At 72.0% G+C, this 22431-nt stretch carries 26 protein-coding genes; 12 read left to right on the top strand and 14 right to left on the bottom strand.

Annotation, left to right across the window (positions count from 1 at the left end; translation table 11 throughout):
* Nucleotides 1-91 precede the first annotated feature (91 nt).
* From nagB to ACFQQJ_RS15340, 3 genes are all read left to right on the top strand, one after another.
* The gene (gene nagB, locus ACFQQJ_RS15330; RefSeq protein WP_377107792.1) at nucleotides 92-883 is read left to right on the top strand and encodes a glucosamine-6-phosphate deaminase; all 792 of its coding nucleotides are present in this window, start codon (nucleotides 92-94) and stop codon (nucleotides 881-883) included.
* The gene (locus ACFQQJ_RS15335) at nucleotides 883-1998 is read left to right on the top strand and encodes an N-acetylglucosamine-6-phosphate deacetylase (protein WP_377107794.1); all 1116 of its coding nucleotides are present in this window, start codon (nucleotides 883-885) and stop codon (nucleotides 1996-1998) included. Before nagB ends, ACFQQJ_RS15335 begins: the two co-directional genes overlap by 1 nt.
* 301 nt (nucleotides 1999-2299) lie before the next feature.
* The gene (locus tag ACFQQJ_RS15340) at nucleotides 2300-3109 is read left to right on the top strand and encodes a Bax inhibitor-1/YccA family protein (protein ID WP_377107796.1); all 810 of its coding nucleotides are present in this window, start codon (nucleotides 2300-2302) and stop codon (nucleotides 3107-3109) included.
* 63 nt (nucleotides 3110-3172) lie between these two features.
* Here ACFQQJ_RS15340 and ACFQQJ_RS15345 read toward each other — a convergent pair whose 3' ends face one another.
* Nucleotides 3173-3883, bottom strand: a complete 711-nt coding sequence (locus tag ACFQQJ_RS15345; RefSeq protein ID WP_377107798.1) for an NUDIX hydrolase — start codon at nucleotides 3881-3883, stop codon at nucleotides 3173-3175.
* A 117-nt stretch (nucleotides 3884-4000) separates the two neighbouring features.
* Here ACFQQJ_RS15345 and ACFQQJ_RS15350 point away from each other — a divergent pair, with 117 nt between their 5' ends.
* Nucleotides 4001-4873 (top strand): neutral zinc metallopeptidase, encoded by an 873-nt coding sequence (locus ACFQQJ_RS15350; RefSeq protein ID WP_377107800.1) that lies wholly within the window; start codon nucleotides 4001-4003, stop codon nucleotides 4871-4873.
* The gene (locus ACFQQJ_RS15355) at nucleotides 4866-5906 is read left to right on the top strand and encodes a DNA adenine methylase (RefSeq protein WP_377107802.1); all 1041 of its coding nucleotides are present in this window, start codon (nucleotides 4866-4868) and stop codon (nucleotides 5904-5906) included. The genes ACFQQJ_RS15350 and ACFQQJ_RS15355 overlap by 8 nt, the downstream gene beginning before the upstream one ends.
* Here ACFQQJ_RS15355 and ACFQQJ_RS15360 read toward each other — a convergent pair.
* On the bottom strand, nucleotides 5896-6807 hold the full coding sequence (locus tag ACFQQJ_RS15360) for a hypothetical protein (protein WP_377107804.1): 912 nt from the start codon (nucleotides 6805-6807) through the stop codon (nucleotides 5896-5898). The two genes, ACFQQJ_RS15355 and ACFQQJ_RS15360, sit on opposite strands and share 11 nt — an antisense overlap.
* Before the next feature lie 44 nt (nucleotides 6808-6851).
* Between ACFQQJ_RS15360 and ACFQQJ_RS15365 the strand changes: the two genes are divergently transcribed.
* Nucleotides 6852-7430, top strand: coding sequence for a DNA-3-methyladenine glycosylase (locus ACFQQJ_RS15365; protein ID WP_377107805.1), 579 nt, complete (start codon nucleotides 6852-6854; stop codon nucleotides 7428-7430).
* Nucleotide 7431: 1 nt separating this feature from the next.
* On the opposite strand, the gene mnhG is transcribed toward ACFQQJ_RS15365, so the two are convergent.
* Genes mnhG through ACFQQJ_RS15395 form a run of 6 tightly spaced genes read right to left on the bottom strand, consistent with a single transcriptional unit; the run spans nucleotide 7432 to nucleotide 13465 of the window.
* Entirely contained in the window at nucleotides 7432-7776 is a 345-nt protein-coding gene (mnhG, locus tag ACFQQJ_RS15370) for a monovalent cation/H(+) antiporter subunit G (RefSeq protein ID WP_377107806.1), read from the bottom strand.
* Nucleotides 7773-8081, bottom strand: coding sequence for a monovalent cation/H+ antiporter complex subunit F (locus tag ACFQQJ_RS15375; RefSeq protein WP_377107808.1), 309 nt, complete (start codon nucleotides 8079-8081; stop codon nucleotides 7773-7775). Before ACFQQJ_RS15375 ends, mnhG begins: the two co-directional genes overlap by 4 nt.
* Nucleotides 8078-8614 carry a Na+/H+ antiporter subunit E gene (locus ACFQQJ_RS15380; RefSeq protein WP_377107810.1) on the bottom strand — a complete coding sequence of 179 codons (537 nt, stop codon included), beginning with the start codon at nucleotides 8612-8614 and terminating at the stop codon, nucleotides 8078-8080. The genes ACFQQJ_RS15375 and ACFQQJ_RS15380 overlap by 4 nt, the downstream gene beginning before the upstream one ends.
* Nucleotides 8611-10131 (bottom strand): Na+/H+ antiporter subunit D, encoded by a 1521-nt coding sequence (locus tag ACFQQJ_RS15385; RefSeq protein ID WP_377107812.1) that lies wholly within the window; start codon nucleotides 10129-10131, stop codon nucleotides 8611-8613. Before ACFQQJ_RS15385 ends, ACFQQJ_RS15380 begins: the two co-directional genes overlap by 4 nt.
* Nucleotides 10128-10556, bottom strand: a complete 429-nt coding sequence (locus ACFQQJ_RS15390; protein WP_377107815.1) for a Na(+)/H(+) antiporter subunit C — start codon at nucleotides 10554-10556, stop codon at nucleotides 10128-10130. The genes ACFQQJ_RS15385 and ACFQQJ_RS15390 overlap by 4 nt, the downstream gene beginning before the upstream one ends.
* The gene (locus tag ACFQQJ_RS15395) at nucleotides 10553-13465 is read right to left on the bottom strand and encodes a Na+/H+ antiporter subunit A (protein WP_377107817.1); all 2913 of its coding nucleotides are present in this window, start codon (nucleotides 13463-13465) and stop codon (nucleotides 10553-10555) included. Before ACFQQJ_RS15395 ends, ACFQQJ_RS15390 begins: the two co-directional genes overlap by 4 nt.
* A gap of 610 nt (nucleotides 13466-14075) precedes the next feature.
* Here ACFQQJ_RS15395 and ACFQQJ_RS15400 point away from each other — a divergent pair.
* Complete coding sequence (locus ACFQQJ_RS15400) at nucleotides 14076-14489, top strand: SRPBCC domain-containing protein (protein WP_377107819.1); 414 nt, start codon at nucleotides 14076-14078, stop codon at nucleotides 14487-14489.
* 174 nt (nucleotides 14490-14663) lie between these two features.
* Here ACFQQJ_RS15400 and ACFQQJ_RS15405 read toward each other — a convergent pair whose 3' ends face one another.
* The 4 genes from ACFQQJ_RS15405 to ACFQQJ_RS15420 form a co-directional block, all read right to left on the bottom strand.
* Nucleotides 14664-14939: a DUF2277 domain-containing protein gene (locus tag ACFQQJ_RS15405; protein ID WP_377107821.1), complete on the bottom strand. Its 276-nt coding sequence runs from the start codon at nucleotides 14937-14939 to the stop codon at nucleotides 14664-14666.
* Between the two features lie 90 nt (nucleotides 14940-15029).
* Nucleotides 15030-16049 (bottom strand): LacI family DNA-binding transcriptional regulator, encoded by a 1020-nt coding sequence (locus ACFQQJ_RS15410; RefSeq protein ID WP_377107823.1) that lies wholly within the window; start codon nucleotides 16047-16049, stop codon nucleotides 15030-15032.
* A 72-nt stretch (nucleotides 16050-16121) separates the two neighbouring features.
* Nucleotides 16122-16790, bottom strand: a complete 669-nt coding sequence (gene msrA, locus ACFQQJ_RS15415) for a peptide-methionine (S)-S-oxide reductase MsrA (protein ID WP_377107825.1) — start codon at nucleotides 16788-16790, stop codon at nucleotides 16122-16124.
* Nucleotides 16787-17464 carry a uracil-DNA glycosylase gene (locus ACFQQJ_RS15420; protein WP_377107827.1) on the bottom strand — a complete coding sequence of 226 codons (678 nt, stop codon included), beginning with the start codon at nucleotides 17462-17464 and terminating at the stop codon, nucleotides 16787-16789. The genes msrA and ACFQQJ_RS15420 overlap by 4 nt, the downstream gene beginning before the upstream one ends.
* A gap of 59 nt (nucleotides 17465-17523) precedes the next feature.
* On the opposite strand from ACFQQJ_RS15420, the gene ACFQQJ_RS15425 reads away from it, so the two are divergent.
* From ACFQQJ_RS15425 to ACFQQJ_RS15435, 3 genes are read left to right on the top strand one after another with little or no spacing between them, the layout of a single operon-like run.
* A complete protein-coding gene (locus ACFQQJ_RS15425; protein ID WP_377107829.1) occupies nucleotides 17524-18621 on the top strand; it encodes an AI-2E family transporter in 1098 nt (365 codons plus the stop codon).
* Between the two features lie 45 nt (nucleotides 18622-18666).
* On the top strand, nucleotides 18667-19551 hold the full coding sequence (locus ACFQQJ_RS15430) for a hypothetical protein (RefSeq protein ID WP_377107831.1): 885 nt from the start codon (nucleotides 18667-18669) through the stop codon (nucleotides 19549-19551).
* Nucleotides 19548-19919: a DUF2089 domain-containing protein gene (locus ACFQQJ_RS15435; RefSeq protein ID WP_377107833.1), complete on the top strand. Its 372-nt coding sequence runs from the start codon at nucleotides 19548-19550 to the stop codon at nucleotides 19917-19919. The genes ACFQQJ_RS15430 and ACFQQJ_RS15435 overlap by 4 nt, the downstream gene beginning before the upstream one ends.
* A gap of 476 nt (nucleotides 19920-20395) precedes the next feature.
* On the opposite strand, the gene greA is transcribed toward ACFQQJ_RS15435, so the two are convergent.
* Both greA and ACFQQJ_RS15445 read right to left on the bottom strand, forming a co-directional pair.
* Nucleotides 20396-20896, bottom strand: a complete 501-nt coding sequence (gene greA, locus ACFQQJ_RS15440; RefSeq protein ID WP_377107836.1) for a transcription elongation factor GreA — start codon at nucleotides 20894-20896, stop codon at nucleotides 20396-20398.
* 34 nt (nucleotides 20897-20930) lie between these two features.
* A complete protein-coding gene (locus ACFQQJ_RS15445) occupies nucleotides 20931-21341 on the bottom strand; it encodes a DUF4307 domain-containing protein (RefSeq protein WP_377107837.1) in 411 nt (136 codons plus the stop codon).
* A gap of 50 nt (nucleotides 21342-21391) precedes the next feature.
* Between ACFQQJ_RS15445 and mca the strand changes: the two genes are divergently transcribed.
* Both mca and ACFQQJ_RS15455 read left to right on the top strand, forming a co-directional pair.
* Nucleotides 21392-22279, top strand: a complete 888-nt coding sequence (gene mca, locus ACFQQJ_RS15450) for a mycothiol conjugate amidase Mca (protein ID WP_377107839.1) — start codon at nucleotides 21392-21394, stop codon at nucleotides 22277-22279.
* Nucleotides 22261-22422 carry a hypothetical protein gene (locus ACFQQJ_RS15455; RefSeq protein WP_377107840.1) on the top strand — a complete coding sequence of 54 codons (162 nt, stop codon included), beginning with the start codon at nucleotides 22261-22263 and terminating at the stop codon, nucleotides 22420-22422. The genes mca and ACFQQJ_RS15455 overlap by 19 nt, the downstream gene beginning before the upstream one ends.
* Nucleotides 22423-22431: the final 9 nt, after the last annotated feature.

Raw genomic sequence — 22431 nt, forward strand, 5'->3', positions numbered from 1 at the left:
CCGCCCCCGACTTGTCAGAATCTCCCGCACCAGTGGCGGCACCGGATTCTGACAAGTCGGCGGGCCCCGGCACGCAGAACAGAAGGAAGTAATGGAAGTCATCATCTGCCCCAACGCCCAGCGCGTCGGTGAAGTCGCGGCGGCGAAGGCCGCCCGGATCGCCGGCCCGATCGGTCCGAAGGTGGTGCTCGGTGTGGCCACCGGATCGTCCCCGGTGCAGACCTTCGCCGAACTGGCCCGCCTGGTGGACGCCGGTGAACTCGACGTGTCGGAGGCCTCGGCGTTCGCCCTCGACGAGTACGTGGGCATTCCCGAGGGCCACCCGGAGAGCTACCACGAGATCATCCGCAAGACCGTGACCGAGCCGATGCACCTCGACCCGTCCCGCGTGCACGTGCCGAACGGCTTCGCCGACGACCTGGCCGCCGCCTGCGTGGCCTACGAGGACGCGATCCGGGCCGCCGGGGGAGTGGACATCCAGTTCCTGGGCGTCGGCTCGAACGGTCACATCGGTTTCAACGAGCCCACGTCTTCGCTGTCGTCCCGCACCAGGATCAAGACCCTCGCCGCGCGGACCCGCGAGGACAACGCACGCTTCTTCGACTCGATCGAGCAGGTGCCGCGGCACTGCCTCACCCAGGGACTGGGCACGATCATGGACGCGCGCAACGTGATCCTGGTCGCTACCGGCTCCGGCAAGGCGCACGCGATCGCCCAGGTCGTGGAGGGTCCGATCACCGCGATGTACCCGGGTTCGGTGCTGCAGTTGCACCAGCACGCCACGATCGTCGTCGACGCCGATGCGGCCGCGGAACTCTCGCTGGCCGATTACTACAAGGAGACCTACGCGAACCTGCCCGACTGGCAACGGCTGGACGTCTGATGCTGATCACAGCGGACGGGATCCTCTTCCCCGACGCCGAGGCCCCGGCCGGCGGCTGGGTGGAGACCGCCGGTGAGCGGATCGTCGCGACCGGCAGCGGTGCACCCGCGCGTCCCGCGGACGAACACGTCAGCGGCATCCTGATCCCGGGGTACGTGGACGTGCACAGCCACGGTGGCGGGGGCGCGTCCTTCGTCACCGAGGATCCCGACGTCGCCCGTCAGGCGCTCGCCGCCCACCGCCGGCTCGGCGTCACCACCATGGTGGCCTCCCTGGTCACCGGCACCATGGCCGACCTGAAGCGGCAGGTCGGCTGCCTGGCAGGGCTGGTCGAGTCGGGCGAACTGGCCGGAATCCACCTCGAGGGGCCATGGCTCGCGCTGAAGTACAAGGGTGCGCACCCGCCGGCCCTGCTCGCCGATCCGGACCCCGATGCCGTCGCCGAGCTGCTGGACGCCGGTCGCGGCGCGGTCAGGATGGTCACGATCGCTCCGGAACGCGCCGGCGCCCTGGACTCGATCCGGCTGATGGTCTCCCGGGGCGTGGTGGCCGCGATCGGCCACACGGATGCCGACTACGACACGGCCCGGGCCGCGATCGACGCGGGCGCGACCGGTGCGACCCACCTGTTCAACGCGATGGCGCCGCTGCGGCACCGCGAGCCGGGACCGGTGCTGGCGTTGTGGGAGGACCCGGGGGTCTACCTCGAGCTCATCCTGGACCGGGTCCACGTCCGTCCCGAACTGGTCGCCTTCGTGGCCTCCACCGAGCCCGATCGAGTGGTCTTCGTCACCGACGCGATGGCGGCGGCGGGCTCCTCCGACGGCGACTACGTCCTCGGGGAGTTGCCGGTCGAGGTGCGCGGGGGGGTGGCCCGCATCGCCGGGACCGACACCATCGCCGGGTCGACCCTCACGCTCGACCGGGCCGTCCGGAACGCCGTCGCCAGCGGAATCGGGTTCGCCCGAGCCGTGCACGCTGCGACCGCGCTACCCGCCGACTACCTGTCCCTGCCGGATGTCGGCAGGATCGCGGTGGGCAAACGCGCCGACCTCGTCGCTCTCGACCAGGAGCTCTTCGCGACCCGGGTGATGCAGGGCGGCGCCTGGGTCTGAGCGCCCGAAGCCTGCGTTCGACAGCAACGAGAGGTGCCGTGGTCGCCCGCGGACCGGTGCCGCGACGCCGGCCTCCCGGCGCCGGCCAACGCTCCGGCCGGTGGTGGCCAAGGGGCGGCTCGTCGACCGAGGCCGACGCCTCGGGCCACGGCAGGCGCGTCCGCGAGTCCGCGAGCGCCGCGGATCAGGGTCCCGGTCAGGGGACGATCAGGGGGGAACACAGCAGGCTCTCAGCAGCGTTCTCTACCATGGAACCCGACGACGGCGAACCCGTCGCCCATCCAAGGAGGAATGCAGACACATGCGCAGCAACAACCCGGTCCTGTCGCGACCTGACACCTGGCAGGTGCAGCCTGCCCAGCAGGTGCCCGGCCAGTACGGCCAGTACCCCGGCCAGCCGTACGGCTACGACCCGAACGCTGCCCAGTTCGCCCCGGCCCCTGTCGCCGGGCGGATGACGATCGACGACGTGATCACCAAGACCGCGCTCACCATCGGCACGCTGATGGCGGTCGCCGCGCTCACGTTCGTGTTCGTCCCGGTGGGCCCCCTTCTCACCGCCGCCTGGGTGGTCGGTGGACTGGTGTCCTTCGGCGTCGTGCTCCTGGTGAGCTTCCGCCGTGCGGTCAACCCGGCCTTCGTTCTCGCCTACGCCGCGATCGAGGGCGTGTTCATCGGCGCGGTGAGCAAGTTCTTCGAGTACAGCTATCCGGGCATCGTCCTGCCCGCGGTCGCCGGCACGTTCGTCGCCGCGGCGATGACGCTGGGTGCCTACAAGTTCTTCCGGATCAAGGTGAGCAGCAAGTTCCGCCGGATGGTCATGATCGGCACGATGGCCTACGCCGGCGTGCTGCTGGTGAACTTCATCCTGTCGTTCTTCGGCCTGGCCTTCATCACCGCGGGCAACCTGACCGTGTTCGCGCTGATCGCCTCCGCCATCGGCGTCGGGCTGGCCGTGTTCAACCTCATCCTCGACTTCGACTACATCGAGCAGGGCGTCGCGATGGGCGCCCCGGCGTCGGAGTCGTGGCGTGGCGCGTTCGGCCTCACCGTCACCATGGTGTGGCTCTACATCGAGATCCTGCGGATCCTGTCCTACTTCCGCCGGTAGGCGGATGGACGAGGGCCCCGGCGGTGACGCCGGGGCCTTTCCCTTTCCCGGCGCCGGGCGGACTCAGCGGGGGACGAGTCCCGAGCGGGAGAGCTCGCGCAGGTGACGATCCAGCAGCGCGCGGGCGCCCGAGGACCACGCGACGCGCGTCCAGCCGTCCAGCGGCACCCAGGCGGCCGCGGCGGTGGTGCCGCCGTGGTCGTGGACGACCGGGTCGGTGGGCGTCGGGCAGCTCGCCGCGTAGATGATCCGGACGGCGTGGAAGTCCTCCACGACCCGGCTCGGCGACCGACCGATCCAGTGGTCGGTCTGGATGTCCAGCAGGTGCGAGATCTCCAGCTCCTGGCCGCTCTCCTCGACCACCTCTCGGACGAGGGCGCGGCTGGGGCTCTCGCCCGGGTCGATGCCGCCGCCGGGCAGACCCCACAGCCCCGGGACGGCCGTCCGGTCGGAGAACTGGGTGGCGAGGAGCCCGCGCTCGGACAGCACGATGCCGTACGCGGCCAGCCGCTGGCGGACGACGGGCGTCGCCTCGCCGGACAGGTCGAGGTCCGGGTCGATCGACCGGGTGCGGGGGGCCTGGAGGGCGCTGCTGCGGCCGTGGCGGCCCACCTGCACGGTCAGGGTCAGGTCGGGCGCGCTGCCGCTGGCCGACAGCGGACGGACGATGCGGTAGCCCAGCTCCCAGGCCAGCCGGTGCGGATCGGCGCCGTGGGGCAGGGCGCCGGTGAACACGGGGGCACCCCCCGCCACCTCCACGCCGATGATCCGCATCCGTCCATCATGACCCCCGGCGCGGGGCGAACCAAGTCGCCTCCCCGTCCGGTAACCCACCGGTAACCGCGCCGGGTAGCTATGCTCGCTGCTGCCGGCTCGGGGTGGAGGTGCGACGTGCAGTACAACGAGAACGCGAAGCTCGACCCGTCCCAGATGGGCTCACGGGGAGGGCGCGGACGCGGCACGACGGTCGCGCTGGGCGGTGGGGGAGTGCTCCTCCTGCTCGTCGCCCTGATTTTCGGCATCAATCCGGCGCAGCTCGGGCTGGGTGACCCGGCGGCGCCGGTCGACACCGGGCCGTCCACGAACCCGTACGCGCAGTGCACCACCGGGGCCGACATCTCCGCGAACCGGGAGTGCCGGTTCGTGGCCTACACCAACTCGATCCAGGCGTACTGGGCCAAGACGTACTCCGGCTACCAGCAGACCCAGACCCAGATCTTCAGCGGCCAGATCGCCACCGGGTGCGGCACGGCGACCTCCGAGGTCGGGCCGTTCTACTGCCCGGCGGACAAGATCGTCTACCTGGACGTCAGCTTCTTCGACGACATGCTCACCGACGAGCTCGGCGCCAAGGGCGGCGACGCCGCAGAGGCCTACGTGCTCGCGCACGAGTACGGTCACCACATCTCCGACCTCACCGGGGCGCTCGCGAAGGCTCAGGCCTCGGGCAACAAGACCGGTCCCACCTCGGCGCAGGTGCGCATCGAACTCCAGGCCGACTGCTACGCCGGCGCCTGGCTGGCCAACGCCGCGGCCGACCCGTCCTCTCCGATCGCCGCGATCACGCGCGACGACGTGAACCGGGCGGTGGACGCCGCCCGCGCGGTGGGCGACGACCGGATCCAGCTGAAGAGCACCGGCTCGGTCTCGCCGGAGTCCTGGACGCACGGCTCCGCCGCGATGCGCAAGAAATGGCTGGCCGCGGGGTTCAACTCCGGCGACCCGAACCGGTGCGACACCTTCGCGGCGGGCGCCCTTGATTAAGTACCTCGGCTCCAAGCGACGGCTGGTCGGAGAGCTGGGACGCCTGTTCTCCGAGTCCGGCGCGGTCACGGCGCTCGACCTGTTCACCGGAACGACGCGGGTGGCGCAGGAGTTCTGCCGCCGCGGTGGCGTGCCCACCTGCGTGGACACCGCCGCGTACTCGGAGGTGTTCGCGCAGTGCTACGTGGTGACCGATGCCGGCCAGGTCGACCGGGCGGAGCTGGACGAGGCCCTGGCGCGGCTCCAGGCGCTCCCGGGCCGGCGCGGGTACGTCACCGAGGTGTTCTGCGAGCGGTCGCGCTACTTCCACCCCGACAACGGCCGGCGCATCGATGCCATCAGGGACGGCATCGACGCGTGGTACGGCGACCACCCGTTACGGCCCGTCCTGCTGACCTCACTGCTGGAGGCTGCCGACCGCGTGGACTCCACGGTCGGGCTCCAGATGGCCTACCTGAAGGAGTGGGCGCCACGCGCGCTGCGTCCGCTCACCCTTGCCGCGCCGGTGCTCACCCCGGGCACGGGGACGGCCATCCGCGGGGATGCGGCCGCCCTCGCGCCGCTCCTGGACCCGGTGGACCTGGCCTACCTGGACCCGCCCTACAACCAGCACCGCTACTTCACCAACTACCACGTCTGGGAGACGCTGGTGCGCTGGGACGCCCCCGAGCACTACGGCGTCGCCTGCAAGCGGGTGGACGCCCGCGACGAGGCGACCCGCAGCCCGTTCAACTCCCGTCGCACGATGCCGGAGGCGCTGGCCCGGGTGATCGCCGAGGTGCGCGCGGGGATCGTGGTGGTCTCGTTCAGCAACGAGGGCTTCGTGCCGCTGCCGGAGCTGGTGGAGATGTGTGCGGCACGCGGGAACCCGGTGGAGGTGCTCGCGTTCGACACGCGCCGCTACATCGGCCAGCGCCTGGGCGTGTTCGGCCCGCACGGGCGGAAGGTGGGGGTGCCGGGGCCGGAGCGGAACGTCGAGTACGTGCTGGTGAGCGCGCCCGAGCCGGTCCCGGCGGTCGCGGTCAGCGGCTGATCACCGATCCGGCGGCGTCGGTGACGAGCACCGTCGACCCGATGCTGAAGTACATCCGCGGCACGCCCAGGCCCTCGCGGTCGTCGATGACGACGCTCCACGACGCCTCGGCCGACACGTCGCCGGAGCCGCGCACGTCGTCCACGACCGCCCAGACGGCCTCGGGCCGGACCTTGGTCGCGAAGAACAGCGGCAGGTCCATCTCCTTGGCCGTGACGTTCGTGGTCACCGGAACTTTCGCCGTCCGGGTGCGACGGACGGTCGTCCCGCTCGTCCCCGGGTACTCCACCCAGGCGCCCTGCTGGGAGTCCACCGTCACCGAGTGCACCAGCGCCCGCGTGCCGACCGCGTCCGCGATGCCCGCGGCGATCCCGCCGGGGGTGTCGAAGCTCAGCACCGGCAGGAGCGCGCCGTCGGGGGTGAAGAAGACCGTGCGCGACTCCGGCACGGTCGAGACCGACATCATCACCTCTCCACCGGAGTAGTCCACGATCGTCAGGCTCTGCTTCTCCGCCGAACCCGACTGGCCCTGCGCGGCGCGGAACAGCGCTCCGACGTCGGAGATGTCGAACCGCGACAGCGAGAAGGTCGCCTGGTCGACGTACTGGAGGTCGCTGGCCACCTCGCCGATCTCGCCGTCCCGGTAGGCCCAGGTGACCGGCTTGTGGCCGGTGTCGAGGACGCTCACCTCGACGGTCTCCTCGGTGATCTCGACCATCAGCAGGTTCTGGTTGCCGGCCGCCTCCAGGAGCTGTCGCACCATCGACGCCGCCGTCCCGGGCGTGGTGAAGTCGGGCCCGGACGGGCTCGCGGTCGGGGTGGCCGTGGGTGCGGGCGTGCCGCAGGCGGTGAGCAGGGCAACGGCCAGCCACCCGACGAGGAGGTGGCGGCGGGTGGTCACCCGTCGAGGGTAGCGCGGCGGCGGGAGCCGGGCAGACTGGAGGCGTGTTCGACCTCACCCTCGGCCCGCTCGAGCTCGCCCCGTTGCTGGTGGGCGCGCTGGTCAGCGACGGCGGGGTCACCGTCCGGCTGACGGAGGTGGAGGCCTATGCCGGCAGCGACGACCCGGCGGCCCACGCCTACCGCGGTCCGCGTCCCCGCACGCGCGACCTGTTCGGCCCGCCCGGAACCCTCTACTGCTACCTCTCGCACGGCCTCCACATCTGCGGCAACGTCGTCTGCGGACCCCCGCACGGCGGCGCCGCCGTCCTGCTGCGGGCCGGACTGGTGCTCGACGGCGTCGAACTCGCCAGGGCGCGGCGGGGCGACGTCGCGGACGTGGCGCTCGCCCGTGGCCCCGGGAACCTCGGCCGCGCGCTGGGCTGGACGCTGGCCGACTCCGGCCGTCGTTTCGGCGGGAACGGGCCGCGGTTGGAGGCCGGGTCCGGGCCCGGCCGCGTCCGGTCGGGCCCGCGGGTGGGCGTGAGCGTCGCGCACGGCCGTCCGTGGCGGTTCTGGGCGGACGGCGACCCGACGGTCTCCGCCTACCGCCGCAGCCCACGGATCGCAGGGGACGACTGGTAGCTCAGTCCTCGAGGTCGCGGGCGAGCTCGTCGATCTCCACCGTCTCGCGGTCGTACTGGCCGGTGCGGTGCGCGGTGCGCGAGACGAGGTGGCCCGACACCGGGGCGGTCATCACCTGGAACAGCACGGCCAGGGTGAGCAGGGTGATCACCTTGGGGTCGCGCAGGCTGAGGTTCACTCCGGTGAGGATCAGCAGGAGGCCGAACACGGACGGCTTGGTGGCGGCGTGCATCCGGGTCAGCGGCCCGGGGAAGCGCACCAGGCCCACCGCGGCGGCGAGGCAGAACACCGCCCCGGCCAGGATCAGCAGTGCGCCGGCGTAGTCGGCGACGAGCTCGAGCGTCATTCCTCGTCCCTCCTCATCGCCTGGCGGCGGTCGAACAGCTTGCGCACGCCCTCCGCGGACGCGATCAGCCGGGCGACGCCGACGGCACCGGTGAAGCCGACCAGCGACAGCACCAGCAGGATCGGCAGGCCCGTCGCGTTGCCGGCGACCACCGAGTAGAGGCCGACCACGGCGATCACCACCGCGACGACGACGTCGGAGCTGATGATGCGGTCCAGGGGCGTCGGGCCCGCGACCATGCGCCACAGCGCGAGCGCGGCCGCGGTGACGAGCAGGACGGCGGCGAGGCCGAGGATCACCGTCATGACACCGCCTCCGCGTCCGCTGCGCTGCCGAAGGCCCGGACGAAGCGCCGCTCGACGGCGAGCGCGTGCGCGCGCTGGTGCTCCACGGCGTCCTCGTCCGGCAGGTCGAACACGTGCAGGTAGAGCCGCCTCGGGTGCCGGCTGACCTCGACCACCAGGGTGCCCGGGACGATCGAGATCAGCTGGGCCACGGCCACCTGGTAGAGGTCGTTGTTGCTGCGCAGGTCCACCCGGATGATGCCCGGACGGAACCGCGGGTGCCGGCGGAACGCCACGGCGGCCAGGTGCACGGACGCGACCGCGAGGTCGCGCAACTGCGCGAGCACCAGCAGCAGCACGCGCAGCGGGCGCGCCCGTCCGTAGTAGCGGATGGGCGGTAGCCAGAACACCACGGTGACCAGCCAGCCCAGCGCGAGCCCGTAGAGGATGTTCAGCAGGGACGCCTCGCCCCACAGCATCACCCACACGGCGGCGAGCAGCACCACCGCCCGTCCCTGGAAGCGGAACCGCAGTCGCTGGTTGGGGGTGATCATCGCTCACCCCCGCTCAGCACGGCGGCGATGTAGCTGCGGTCGAACAGGGCGGTCGCCGACCGCTCGACGTAGCCGTACATCGGCCCGGCGGCGACGGTGAACGCCAGCGCGAGCACCACCAGGCCCAGCGTGGAGCCGACCATCAGCCGCGGCAGCAGGCGTCCCTGCCTCGACAGCGTCGTGACGCGGGCGGTGGCCTGCTCGGGGACGACGCCCCAGAACGCGCGGTTCCACACCTTCGCCATGGCGTACAGCGTGAGCAGCGAGGTGACGACGCCGGCGGCGACCAGCGACCAGGCCATCGGGCCGGCGTCCGCGACGCCCGCCCGGAGGAGGGCGAGCTTGGCGACGAAGCCGGACAGCGGCGGGATGCCGGCCAGGTTCATCGCCGGGACCAGGAACAGCGCGCCCAGCAGCGGCGAGAGGCGGGCCAGGCCGCCCAGCCGGTCGAGCGAGGTCGATCCGCCCACCCGCTGGATGAGCCCGGCCACGAGGAACAGCGTCGCCTGGATGGTGATGTGGTGGGCGGCGTAGAAGATCGCGCCGGCCAGCGCTGCGGACGTGGCCAGCGAGATGCCGAAGACCATGTAGCCGATGTGGCTGACGAGGGTGAAGGAGAGCATGCGCTTGATCTCCCCCTGCGCGACCGCGCCGAGGATCCCCAGCAGCATCGTGGCGATGCCGACCACGCCCAGCAGCAGGCTCAGGGGCTCGGTCGGGAACAGCAGCGTCTGGGTGCGGATGATCGCGTAGACGCCCACCTTGGTGAGCAGGCCGGCGAACACCGCGGTCACCGGTGCGGGCGCGGTGGGGTAGGAGTGCGGCAGCCAGGCCGACAGCGGGAAGACCGCGGCCTTGAGCCCGAAGACGGTGAGCAGCAGCACCTGCAGGACGCCGCGGACCTCTGCCGGCAACTCCGCGAGGCGCACGGCGAGGTCGGCGAGGTTCACCGTCCCGGTGGCGGCGTAGCAGCTGGCCAGGGCCACCAGGAACAGTGCTGAGGAGACCAGGTTCACCACCACGTACACGCTGCCCGCGCGGACGCGGTCCTTCGTCCCGCCCATCGTGAGCAGGACGTACGAGGCGAACAGCAGCAGCTCGAAGCTGACGAACAGGTTGAACAGGTCACCGGCGAGAAAGGCGTTGGACACCCCGGCGACCAGCAGCAGGAAGGTGGGGTGGAAGATCGACACCGGGGTCTCCCTGCGCACCTCGTCCTGGTCGAGCCCCGTGGCGTACACCAGCACGGCCAGGGAGACGAGGGCCGCGACCAGCAGCATGAGCGCCGCCAGCCGGTCGGCGACGAGGACGATGCCCAGCGGCTGCGGCCAGTCGCCCACCCACAGCACGAGCGGCGCGCTGTCGGTGAGCCAGACCAGGACCCCGGCCACGACGCACACGGCCGCGACAGCGGTCACCGACACGGCCCGCTGAACGCCCGGGTGGCGGCCGGCGAGGAACGTGGCGCCCGCGCCGAACAGGCACAACAGGACGGGGACGGCGAGCAGGTTGTTCATTCGCTCACCACATCCTCGCCGGTGTCGGAGAAGCCCATCTCCTCGTAGCTCTCCGAGGCCAGGTCGGCCCGGGCGAGCTCGGCGATCCGGGCGTCCTCGACGTCGTCGGCCACCTCGTCGTCGCCGTTGATCTGGAAGGACCGGTAGGCCATCGTCATCACGAAGGCGGCCACGCTGAGTGTGATCACGATGGCGGTGAGCACCATCGCCTGGGGGAGCGGGTCGCTCATCCGCGGGCCAGGGGTGAGCCCGATGATGGGGGCCCCGCCCGCCGGGCCGGACGCGACGAGGAACAGGACGTTGACCCCGTTGCTGGCCAGCACGACGCCGATCAGGATGCGCGACAGCGACCGCTCGGTGATCAGGTAGACGCCGCAAGCGATCAGGGCGCCGGCGACGAGGGCGAGGGTGAGGTTGGCGGTCACCGGTCCCACCGCCGTCCCGGGATCGCGCGGTTCGACTCCGGTTCGGGAGCCGGCGTCAGCCCGTCCCTTGCCTGGACGTCGATGCCGCTGCCCAGGCTGCGGCCCAGGTCGAGCATCATGCCCAGCACGACGAGGTAGACGCCGATGTCGAAGGCGGTGGAGGAGACGAGGTGGATGTCGCCGAGCAGCGTCCACGACCCCCACGGCGTGGCCAGCGACTCCCAGCCCGGCACGCGGATGTGCACGTCGTAGCTCTGGAAGATCAGGCCGCCGACGGTCAGCGGGGTGATCGCGGTGAGCACGGACACCACCAGGCCCGAGCCGAGCAGGGCGCCCGCCGGGATCGGCATCGCCTCGTCCAGCTCGCTCCCCCCGCCGGCGAGGTAGCGCACCAGCAGCGCCGTGCCGGCGACCAGGCCGCCGGCGAAGCCGCCGCCGGGCAGGTTGTGGCCCGCGACGAGGAGGTAGACCGACACGATCATCATCAGCGGGAACAGCAGACGGGTGACGACCTCGAACATCAGCGATCGCTCGCCGGCGGGCAGCGCACGGCTGCCGCGGAGCCAGCCCCGCAGGGGGTCGAGTTCCGCGCGGCGCACGCGGGACGCGCGTCCGCGGAGGAAGATCAGGCTGGCCACGCCGGTGGCGGCGATGCTGAGCACCGCGATCTCCCCGATCGTGTCCCAGGCCCGGGTGTCCACGAGCACCACGTTCACGATGTTGTTGCCGTAGCCGAACGACTTGGCCACCTCGGGATAGGGCGCGGAGACCGGCGTGGCCGTCCGTGAGCCGATCATCAGGACCGCGACGAGGGTGAACGCGACGCCGGTGGCGGCGGAGATCAGCACGCGCCACCAGCGGCCGGAGGTGAGCGGTCGTTCAGTGAAGTACTTCGGCAGCTTCCGCAGGACCAGCAGGAACACCAGCAGCGACACGGTCTCGACCAGCACCTGGGTCAGGGCCAGGTCGGGCGCGCCGTGCAGGAGGAACAGGACGGCGGTGCCGTAGCCGGCGACCCCCAGCAGCACGAGGGCCCGGAGGCGACCCCGTGACGTCGCGACCAGGAACCCGGCGACGACGACGAGAAGCCCGACCATGACCTGCCCGGCGTTGTCCGCAAGGTGGACGGCCGGCCAGTCGCGGATGCCGGCCAGGGTGACCGCGAGGGCGCCGGTGAGGACGACGAGGATCGTGCCGACGTAGCTGGCGAGCGAGCCGCGCTGGGTACGGTCGGTCACCTCGACGGCCAGCCGGTCGAGCCCGCGCATCGTGGTGCGGTACAGGTCCGCGGCGGCGGGGACGGCGGGGAACGTCTGCTGGACGGCGGCGATGCGCTCGCGCTGCCAGAACAGGACCGCCCCGGCGACGATCGCGATCAGCGAGGCGTACAGCGGTGCGCCGGGCGAGGGGACGAGCACCAGGCCGTGGCTCTCCTCTCCGGTCGCGAGGGTCTGCGCGTACGGCTCCAGGATCGCGGTCAGCTGCCCTGGCACGAACCCGGCGGCGAGGCTGGCCAGTGCGAGGAGCACCGGCCCCGCGGCGAAGCCCGCCGACGGCGGTTGGTCGAGGCCGGACGGCGCGACGCCCGGCTTGGAACCGAACGCGCCCCACCAGAACCGCAGCGAGTAGGCGACGGTGATCGCCGAGCCGACGACGACGACCGCGACGAGCGCCCAGCCCGGCACAGGGGCGATGCCCGTGCCGTCGCTGGTGAGCGCGAGGTTCGTCAGCCCCTCCAGGCCGGCCTCCTTCGCCATGAACCCGATCGTGGGTGGCAGTCCGGCCATGGACGCGGCCGCGACCGCCGCCACCACCGCGGTCACCGGCAGGCGCCGGTGGAGGCCGCTCAGCTGGCTGAGCTGTCGGGTGCCGGCAGAGTGGTCGACCACCCCGACGACGAGGAACAGCGTCGCCTTGAACAGTGCGTGGGCCAGCACCATGGCCAGGCCGCCGAGGGCCGCGGCGCGGGTGCCGGTGCCCAGCAGCAGCACGAGCAGGCCGAGCTGGCTGACCGTCCCGTAGGCGAGCAGCAGCTTCAGGTCGTCCTGGCGGAGCGCGCGCCACCCGCCCAGGAAGAGCGTCAGCGCGCCGAGCACCCAGACCGCCGGGCGCCAGCCGGGCGAGGCGGCCAGCGCGGGAGCGAGGACGGCCACCAGGTACACGCCCGCCTTCACCATCGCCGCGGCGTGCAGGTACGCCGAGATCGGCGTCGGTGCCGCCATGGCCCCCGGCAGCCAGAAGTGGAAGGGCACCAGGGCCGACTTGCTCAGGGCCCCGACCAGGACGAGCAGGGCCGCGACCGCCACCACGGGCCCGGACGGCGGTGCGGCGACGATCGCGGCGAGGCTGTAGGTGCCGGCAGCGTGCCCGAGCGCGAGGAGCCCGACGAGCATGGCCAGCCCGCCGGTGGTGGTCACGATGAGCGCGGTGAGCGCGGCCGAGCGGTTCGCGCGCCGTGTCGGGTCGTGCCCGATCAGCAGGTAGGAGAAGACGGTGGTCGCCTCCCAGAACACGTAGACCACGACCAGGTCGTCCGCGGTGACCAGGCCGATCATCGCCGCGCAGAAGGCGGTGAGGAGCCCGACGACGCGGGCCTGCGGCGGGTCGGCCTCGAAGTACCAGCGGCAGTAGGCCAGCACGACGGCGCCGATGCCGGTGACCACCAGCGACAGCAGCCACTGCACCAGCCCGATCCGGAAGTCGAGGGCGACGCCGAGCGCGGGGATCCACTCGAGGGTCTCGACCACGACCCCCCCGGAGAGGACGGTGGGCCCGAGGCCGACCAGCATCGCGAACGCCGTCGCCGGAGCCAGCGCAGCGAGCAGGAAGGTGCGCTGTCCCAGCACACGGGCCAGCAGGGGCGCGCAGACCGCCAGCCCGAGGTGGGCGGCGATCAGGGCCATCAGCATGCGGTCCTCCGGTCCGGGCGGGGGTCTGGCCACTCTACCGGCGATGGATGACAGGCGCAGTGCGGGGAAAGGCGAGGGCCGGACCAAGTATGAGTTGGTCCGGCCCTCAGTTCGCTCAGGACTGGACGATCCAGAGCCCGGCAGCCCGCCTGGTCCACCCCCCGTCCCGGGGGCTCCTGCGGATCGCTCCGCGGGCACAGACCTCGATTGCTGACCGTCCGCCTCACCGGCACTCCGTTCCCTTTCGGGACCGGCACCGCGTGTGGCGTAGGACAGTTCTACGCCCGCGACGGGGGCGGCGCAAGCGGTTTTCGCGAACTTCCGGAAGGGATTTTCCAGGGCCTGTCACAGGCGTTCACGCCCGTCCCACCCGTCACTGTTGTGACGTCGTCCGGCCAGCTGAAAGCCGGACCATCTCATACCTGGTCCGGCCTGACCCATGTCTATCGGGTCGGCCCCGGGCGGCCCGGGAGCGACACGCCGAAGGGCCGGAAAAGCCGTCGGTTCGGCCTTCGTGAACCCCCTTCCCCGCCCCCCGATCCTGAGTAGGGTGTCGGGTACCGGCCCACCGTCGGGCCGGTTCGAACCACTGAGTGGAACGAGGTAACTCATGATCGAACAGAGCCAGGGCGACACTCTCGTGAACCCCGTGGACACCACCGTCACCGTGCGACGGTCGGTGTCCAAGCCTGTCAAGGAAATCTGGAAGCTCCTGGTCACCCGTGAGGGCGCCGAAGCCCTGCTCGGGTCCGGAGGCGAACTCGGTGACAAGGGCGACAGCTGGCATGCCGCGGACGGGACCTTCGGGGTCGTCCGCTCCTACCACCCCCTGGAGCAGATCCGGTTCAGCTGGCATGCCGCGGAGGAGGCGCCCAAGACCATCGTCGAGGTGGACCTGGCCGAATCCGAGGACGGCACCACCGTCGAGATCCGCCACGAACACATCCCCACCTACTTCGACGCCGCGGCGCTCACCCGCAAGTGGGAGCATGCGCTGGAGAAGCTGGCCACCGCGGCCGGCTGACCGCAGGGGAGACCCCGGGTCCCCACCCCCAGCGTCGCGGGCGGGGATCCAGGCCTGAGGGCCGAACACGGAGCGCCACGAGCGGCGAGGCACCCGCGCGGTGTCCACGCGTGCTCGTCGGCGCTCCTGCGTTCCCGCCGGCGACGCACCGCGCGGGACGACCGTCCGGGACGCTCAGGCGCTGACCGGGTAACGCGTGGCCGCACGGGCCCGCGCCTTGGCCGCCTCCTCGTCGCGGTTCTTCGGCGGGGCGCTGGTGGTCAGGTGCTCGAGCAGGTGGTGCGTCGCGTGCGCGATCGCCTCCACGGCTTCGTCGAACGCCTCCTGGTTCGCCCGCGACGGACGGGTCGTCCCCGCCACCTTGCGGACGTACTGGAGGGCGGCGGCGTGCACCTCGTCGCCGGTGGCGGGCGGGTCGAAGTTGTGCAGGGTGTGGATGTTTCGGCACATGCCTGCAGAGGCTAGGCGCGGCCGTGCGGGACACCAAGGGGGTACTTCCCCCACGTCACCGGCGCGAGCGGCGTCCCTGCGCCGGGATCCTCACTCCCCGGGCGGCGGGTTGGTCGAGGAGCGGTGGATGATCGTGCAGGGCTCGAAGGTACGCGGGGGGAGGTCGCTGATGGTGCCCTCCAGCGTGTGCTGGGCGGCGATCCGGCCCATCTCGTAGAACGGGATGCGGACCGTGGTCAGCGCCGGCGAGAGGTCAGCGGCGAGGGGCTCGTCGTCGTAGCCGACCACAGAGACGTCGTCGGGGATGCGCAGCCCCATCCGGGCGAGGGCGATGTAGGCGCCGGTGGCCATCTGGTCGTTGCCCAGAAGGAGCGCTGTCGGCGGCTTCTTCACGCTCATCGCCCGCAGCGTGATGTCGTAGCCGCTGTCGATCCGGTAGTTGCCGAGGTAGATCGGGCTCTTGTCCGGGTCGAGGCCGGCCGCCTCCAGTCCGTCCCGGAAGCCCTTGATCCGCATCCGCGTGGCCCAGGCGGCCTCGCGACCGGCGATGAAGGCGATCCGGCGGTGGCCGAGCGCGAGGACGTGCTCCACCGCCGCGCGGCCGCCGGCCAGTTCGTCCGGCAGGATCGCGGGCAGCCTGGCGTCCGCGGTGAAGGCGTTGACGAGCAGCGCGGGGACCTGCGACGGCAGGTCGGGGAACTCGACCTGCCGGGTGCCCATGGCGGCGAAGATCAGCGCGTCGACCCGGCGGTCCAGCAGGTCCTCCACCGCGGCCCGCAGCCGGCTGGGGTTGCGGGTGGTGTTGACCATCAGCAGCAGGGACCGCTGCTCCCAGGCGAGGTCGTGGATCGCGGCGATCATCGGGCCCGAGAACGGCTCGATCGCGATCTCGTCGGTCAGGAACCCGATCGTGCTCGTCGTGCCCAGCCGCAGGCCCTGCGCGGTGCGGTTGGGCCGGTAGTCGAGCTCCTGGACGGCGGCCAGGACGCGCTCGCGCGTGGCGTCGCTGATCTTGAGGTCGCGGCCGTTGAGCACCAGGGACACAGTCGTCGGGGACACGCCAGCGGCGCGTCCCACGTCGGCCATGGTCGGCCGGGAGATGCCCGTCATCGTTCCTACCGCTCTCCGCAGAACGCCCTCAGTAAAGCGGCGGGTGCGCGGAGGGTCAAGGCGAACCCCCGGTCAGCCGCAGGTCACCCCCGTGGCGTGCACCGGGCAGTAGCCGTTCGGGTTCTTGTCCAGGTACTGCTGGTGGTAGCGCTCGGCGAAGTGGAACGGCCCGGCGGGCAGGACCTCCGTGGTGATCGTCCCGTAGCCGGACGCGGTCAGGCGCGGCTGGTACTCCGCGATCGCCCGGCGCGCGGCGTCCGCCTGCCCGGGGTCGGTGGCGTAGACGGCCGACCGGTACTGGGTGCCGTGGTCGTTGCCCTGGCGCATGCCCTGGGTGGGGTCGTGGTTCTCCAGGAACACCCGCAGCAGGGCGTCGTAGCTGATCCGCCGCGGGTCGAACACCACCCGGACGGTCTCTGCGTGGCCGGTGCGGCCGCTGCAGACCTCCTCGTAGGTGGGGTTCGGCGTGTAGCCGCCCTGGTAGCCGACCGCCGTGGTGAGGACGCCGTCCAGCTGCCAGAAGAGCTTCTCCGCGCCCCAGAAGCAACCCAGGGCGAAGTATGCGACCTCCGCGCCGTCCGGCACGGCGTCGATCGGCGTGCCGAGCACCTCGTGGAAGGTGGTGCCGGGGGTGAGGATCGGGCGGTCGCGTCCGGGAAGTGCGGACTGCGGGGTGATCATGCGGAGCTTGTCGGTGAACACGTCGGTGTGAACGCCCGGGGCGGGGCCGGCATTCCTCATCGCTCCAGCCGCCAGTCGATCTCCGTCCCGCCCTGCGCGCGGAGCGCGGCGTTCGCGCGGCTGAACGGGCGGGACCCGAAGAACCCGGCGTGCGCCGACATCGGCGAGGGGTGGGGCGAGGTGATCAGGGGGACGCCGGCCAGGCGCGGGCCCAGCGACTGCGCGTCCCTGCCCCACAGGACGGCGACCAGCGGGCCGCCGCGGGCCGCGAGCGCGTCGATCGCGCAGTCGGTGACCTCCTCCCAGCCCTTGCCGCGGTGGGAGCCCGGAGTCCCCGGACGCACGGTCAGCACCCGGTTGAGCAGCAGGACGCCCTGTTCGAACCAGCCGCTGAGGTCTCCGGACGCGGCGGGCGGGATGCCGAGGTCGGTCTGGAGCTCCGCGTAGATGTTGGCCAGGCTGCGCGGCAGCGGGCGCACCTGCGGAGCCACCGAGAACGACAACCCCACGGGGTGCCCGGGCGTCGGGTAGGGGTCCTGGCCGACGATCAGCACCCTCACGTCGGCCAGCGGACGGGAGAAGGCGCGCAGGACGTTCTGCCCGGACGGCAGGTAGTCGCGCCCGGCGGCGAGCTCCGCGCGCAGGAAGTCGCCCATCGCGCTGATCCGCGCGGCCATCGGGGCGAGGGCCTCGGCCCAGTCGGGGGCGATGAGCTCGGGCAGGGGCTTCCTCACCCGCCTCACCCTAGCGGCGGGGGCGGCGTCCCCGGGGTGGCGCTGGCTACAGTGATGCCGTGCTCACACCCAGACCGCGCCGCACCGACGACCCGGGTTCCCGCGTGCCGCAGGGGCTGGTCACCGCCTCGGAGTGGGCGTGGCGGACGCTGCTCGTCGCCGCCGTCGTCGGGCTCGTGTGGTGGCTCCTCCAGTACTTCTCCGCCGTGGCGGTGCCGATCGCGGTCGCCGTCCTGCTGACCGCCCTGCTGACCCCGCTGAACCGGGTCCTTCGCGGCTGGAACTGGCCGCCCGCCCTCGCTGCAGCCGGCTCCCTGCTGGCGATGGCCCTGGTGGTGGTCGGCGTGTTCGCGACCGTCGGCGCGCAGGTCGCCAAGGAGTGGCCGGAGCTGTGGGTCAAGGCCCGGGAGGGCGTGACGGCGCTACTGAACTGGCTGGCGGCCGGGCCCCTGCACATCGACCAGGCGCAACTGAACGGCTACCTCGACCAGCTCACGACCTGGGTGTCCAACTCCGCGGAGGCGATCGCCGGTGCCGCGGCGCACGCGGGCATCGGCATCGGCCACTTCCTCGCCGGGCTGGCGATCGCCCTGATCGCCGCCTTCTTCTTCCTCGCCTCCGGCCGGGAGATCTGGGCCGCGACCACCCGGCTCGTCCCACGCCATTACCAGGCGTCCACGGCCCGTGCGTCGGAGCGCGGCTGGATGTCGCTGGTGGCCTACATGCGGGCGCAGGTGCTGGTGGCCCTTGTGGACGCGCTCGGCATCCTCGCCGGCGCCCTCGTCCTCGGGCTGCCGATGCCGCTGGCGCTGTTCGCGCTGACCTTCGTCACCGCGTTCGTGCCGGTGGTCGGAGCGGTCCTGGCCGGGACGGTGGCGTGCGCCCTCGCCCTGGTCACGCACGGCCCGGTGACCGCACTGATCATGCTGGGCATCACCGTCCTGGTGATGGAGGCCGAGGGCCACTTCCTGCAGCCCATCCTGCTCGGGCGCGCGGTCGCGCTGCACCCGCTGGTCGTGCTGGTGGGCCTCGTGGTCGGCTCGACGCTGGCCGGCATCCTCGGTGCGCTGCTCGCGATCCCCGTGCTGGCGTTCTTCGTGGCGTTCGTGCGCGGACTCGATCCTGACCGCTTCGAGACCGCTGATCTACCAAAGTAGAAAGCGCGACTTTCCTTTCTGGAAAATCACGCTACGCTGGGACGCATGAGTAGTGCAGATCTGGGAGCCATCCTCGAGGAACTCGCCGCCGGCCGCATCGACGCGTCCGAGGCCGCCCGGCGCATCGACGCCCTGAAGGCCGCGGAGTCGGCCCCCGAACCCACGCCGGCCGAGCCGACCAACGAGGAACTCGGCGAGGAGCCGTCGCGCCGGCAGTACTCCCCGTACGCCCGCGAGGTGTTCGGCCAGGACGAGGCGCCCGCCTCCGGCCGCCGGCGTCCGACCGGGAGCAAGGGCGTGGACCGCATCTGGGTGCGCGCCGTGGGACGCCGCGTCCGGATCGTCGGCGACCCGTCGGTGGCGACGGCGTCCGCGGAGGGGCCGCACGTGCTGCGCCGCAACGGTTCGGTGCTCGAGGTGACCAGCGACGGCGAGATCGGGCCGACCCTCGACGGCTTCAGCATCCTCCGGCCGCCGCGCAACTTCGACGACATCCGGGCGATGGGCCTGGGCAAGGAGCTCTACCTGCGGATCAACCCCGCGATCATCGTCGACGTCGAGGTCACCGCCGGCCAGCTGACCACGTCCGACCTGCCCTACCTTGGCAAGGTGCGGGTGACCGCCGGCAGCGCGGAGCTCGAGGGGGTGGCCGAGGTCAACGACGTGCTGGTCCAGGCCGGCTCCGCGACCGTCAAGGGGACGATCACCAGCGGCCGCTCGCGCGTCCGCGTGGAGTCGGGCCAGCTGACCGTCGCGCTCGGCGATGAGTCGAACGTGACGATCCGGGGCGAGGCGCAGCTGGGCAAGGTGAGCTGGACCGGGGCGCACAGCGGACAGGTCGACGAGGTGGTCATGGGCAACGGCTCCGCCCGCCTCGACGTCGGCGTCGTGATGGGCTGGGCGAACATCAAGGCCGGGAGCGAGCGATGAGCTATCGCGCGCCGTCCGACTGCCCGGTGTGCGGCGGCGAGCTGGTCACGACCCGGCTCGGCTGCCACAACTGCGGCTCGGAGCTGGCCGGCGAGTTCGGCCACTGCGACTTCTGTGCGCTCGACGAGCGGGACACCGAGCTGCTGCGGGTCTTCCTCGCCTCACGGGGCAACCTCCGCGAGGTCGAGAAGCACCTCGGCGTCTCCTACCCGACCGCCCGCGCGCGCTTCACCGCCCTGCTGGTGAAGCTCGGACTCGCCGGCGACACCGAGCCGGTGACCGCCATGACCCGCGACCAGGTCCTCAGTGAGGTCGCCTCCGGGGCCCTCTCGCCGGTCGAGGCCGCCGAGCTGCTCGCCGCCCTGTAACCCGCGCCCTTCCGCCACACAGGGCGCTCCCGCCCCAGGAACGGCCGAGGGCCAGCCTTGTGGCCGAGGGCCAGCCCGCAGGGGCTGGCCCTCGACGACAGCGCTGGCCCTCGCTGCCCGGGGATGGCTCTCGCTCTATGGGCGGCGTCCGGACGGGTTCTGCCGTCCTCGCGAACGGCTGATGTCGCGGGCGTCGAGGGGACGGGTCGACCTGGCGCCGAGTCCTGGCCACCAGCTCGCTCACTCACCGAGGGCCAGCCTTGTGGCCGAGGGCCAGCACACACGGGCTGGCCCTCGACGTCAACACTGGCTCTCGATCGGGAGGGCTGGCCGTCGGTGCGGGGAGGCTGGCTCTCGATCGGGAGGGCTGGCCGTCGGTGCGGGGAGGCTGGCCCTCGATCGGGAGGGCTGGCCGTCGGTGCGGGGAGGCTGGCCCTCGATCGGGGAGGCTGGCCCCCGGGAGAGGGGCGGGTGGCTCAGCTGGTGAAGGGCTTCACCTCGAGGATGGTGACCTCGATGGGCTTGCCGGTGGGGGCGGTGTAGGAGACGGTGTCGCCGACGCGGCGTCCGAGGATGGCCGCGCCGAGCGGTGACTGCGGCGAGAAGACCTCGACGTCCACCGAGTCGTCGAGGCCGACGAGCTCGCGCGAGCCGAGCAGGAACGTGTCGGTGTCGTCGGGGTCGTCGTCGTAGTAGATGGTCACGGACGCGCCGGGCGTCACCTCGTCGGAGGCGGCGGGGGTCTCGCCCACCTGGGCGTTCTCGAGCATGGCAGTGAGCTGGCGGATCCGTGCCTCCTGGTGCCCCTGCTCCTCACGGGCGGCGTGGTAGCCGCCGTTCTCGCTGAGGTCCCCCTCCTCGCGGGCCTGGGCGATCTTGGCCGACACCTTCTGCCGTCCCTCGGTCTTGAGGTAGGCGAGCTCGGCGCTCAGCCGGTCGAAGGCCTCCTGGGTGAGCCACGTGGTCGGATCAGTCATGCCTTGCAGGCTAGCCGATGCCCGCGGGGGATTCTCAACCGGTCGTCCGGCACGCCTCGACGGACGCGCTGGTCGCGCGCAGGTAGGTCCGCACGGGGACGACGACCTGCGTGAGCCGCTCGCCGCCGGGCGCCACGGTCGCGGTCACCTCGCCGACCCGCTCGTGGCTGACGGCCTGGGCGAACACCTGGCACTGCGCGCCCTGCGCGACATCGGGACGGTCGATGGTGACGGTCACGTCGATCAGGGTGTCCGAGCGGACGGTGAAGGCGTCGACCCGCGCGGTGACCACCCCGAAGGCGCCGTGCCCTCCGGCCCACACCAGCCAGGCGACCGCGGCGGCCGCCAGGGCGAGTGCGAGGGGGATCCACCACCTGCGTCGCGGTGGGGCGGGGTACCTGCGGGCCAGGCGTGCGGCGGCGTCCGGGTCGGTCACGGTGTCCATTCTTGCCCGGGAGGCTGGGAAGGACGTGCCGGGTTTCGCAGAATGGGGTCATGAGCCTGCGGTTGCTGCACGTCCACGCGCACCCCGACGACGAGTCGAGCAAGGGTGCGGCCACCACCGCCTACTACGTCGCCCAGGGCGTGGACGTGATGGTGGCCACCTGCACCGGTGGCGAGCGGGGGTCGATCCTCAACCCCAGGATGGACACCCCACAGAACTGGGCGAACCTGCCCGACCTGCGGAGGGCGGAGATGGCCCGCGCCGCAGAGGTCCTCGGCATCCGCCAGGTGTGGCTGGGCTACGTCGACTCCGGTATGCCGGACGAGGGGGAGGAGCTCCCCGAGGACGCGTTCGCCCGGATCGATCCTGCGGTCGCGGCCGGTCCGCTGGTGGAGGTGATCCGCGAGTTCCGTCCCCACGTGCTGACCACCTACGACGAGAACGGCGGCTACCCCCATCCCGACCACATCCAGTGCCACCGGGTGTCGATGGCGGCCGTCGATGCCGCGGCAGACCCGGACGCCTGGCCCGGACGCGGCGAGCCGTGGCGGGTGCCGAAGGTGTACTACGACATGTCGCTGCACCGCGGCCGCTACGCCGCCCTCGACGCCGCGATGCACGAGGCCGGGCTCGGCCGTCCCTACGCCGAGTGGCTGGCCCAGTGGGGGGAGGATCCCGAGCGCCTGGCCCGGCTGACGACCTTCGTGCCCTGCGCGCAGTACTTCGGCGTCCGCAATGCCGCGCTGCTGGCCCACGCCACCCAGATCGACCCGGACGGACGGTGGTTCGCCGTCCCGCTGGAGATCCAGCAGGCGGGCTGGCCGACGGAGGACTACCAGCTGGTCCGCTCGGCCGTGCCGGTCACGCTGCCAGAGGACGACCTCTTCGCCGGGCTCAGGGACACCGATAACCTTGGGGCATGGTGCTACTCAATCTAGTGACGCCCCCCTGGCTGCCCCTGGCCATGGTGGTGGTGCTGCTGGTGCTGCTCGGTTTTCTGTACTGGAGCATGCGCCGCAACATCGGGCGTATCGACTTCGAGGAGCCCCCGGCGCCGCAGTCGCCGACCGAGCGGCCCTGACCACGCCGC

The organism is Propionicimonas sp. T2.31MG-18 (genome assembly GCF_964266745.1).
Lineage (GTDB): Bacteria > Actinomycetota > Actinomycetes > Propionibacteriales > Propionibacteriaceae > Propionicimonas.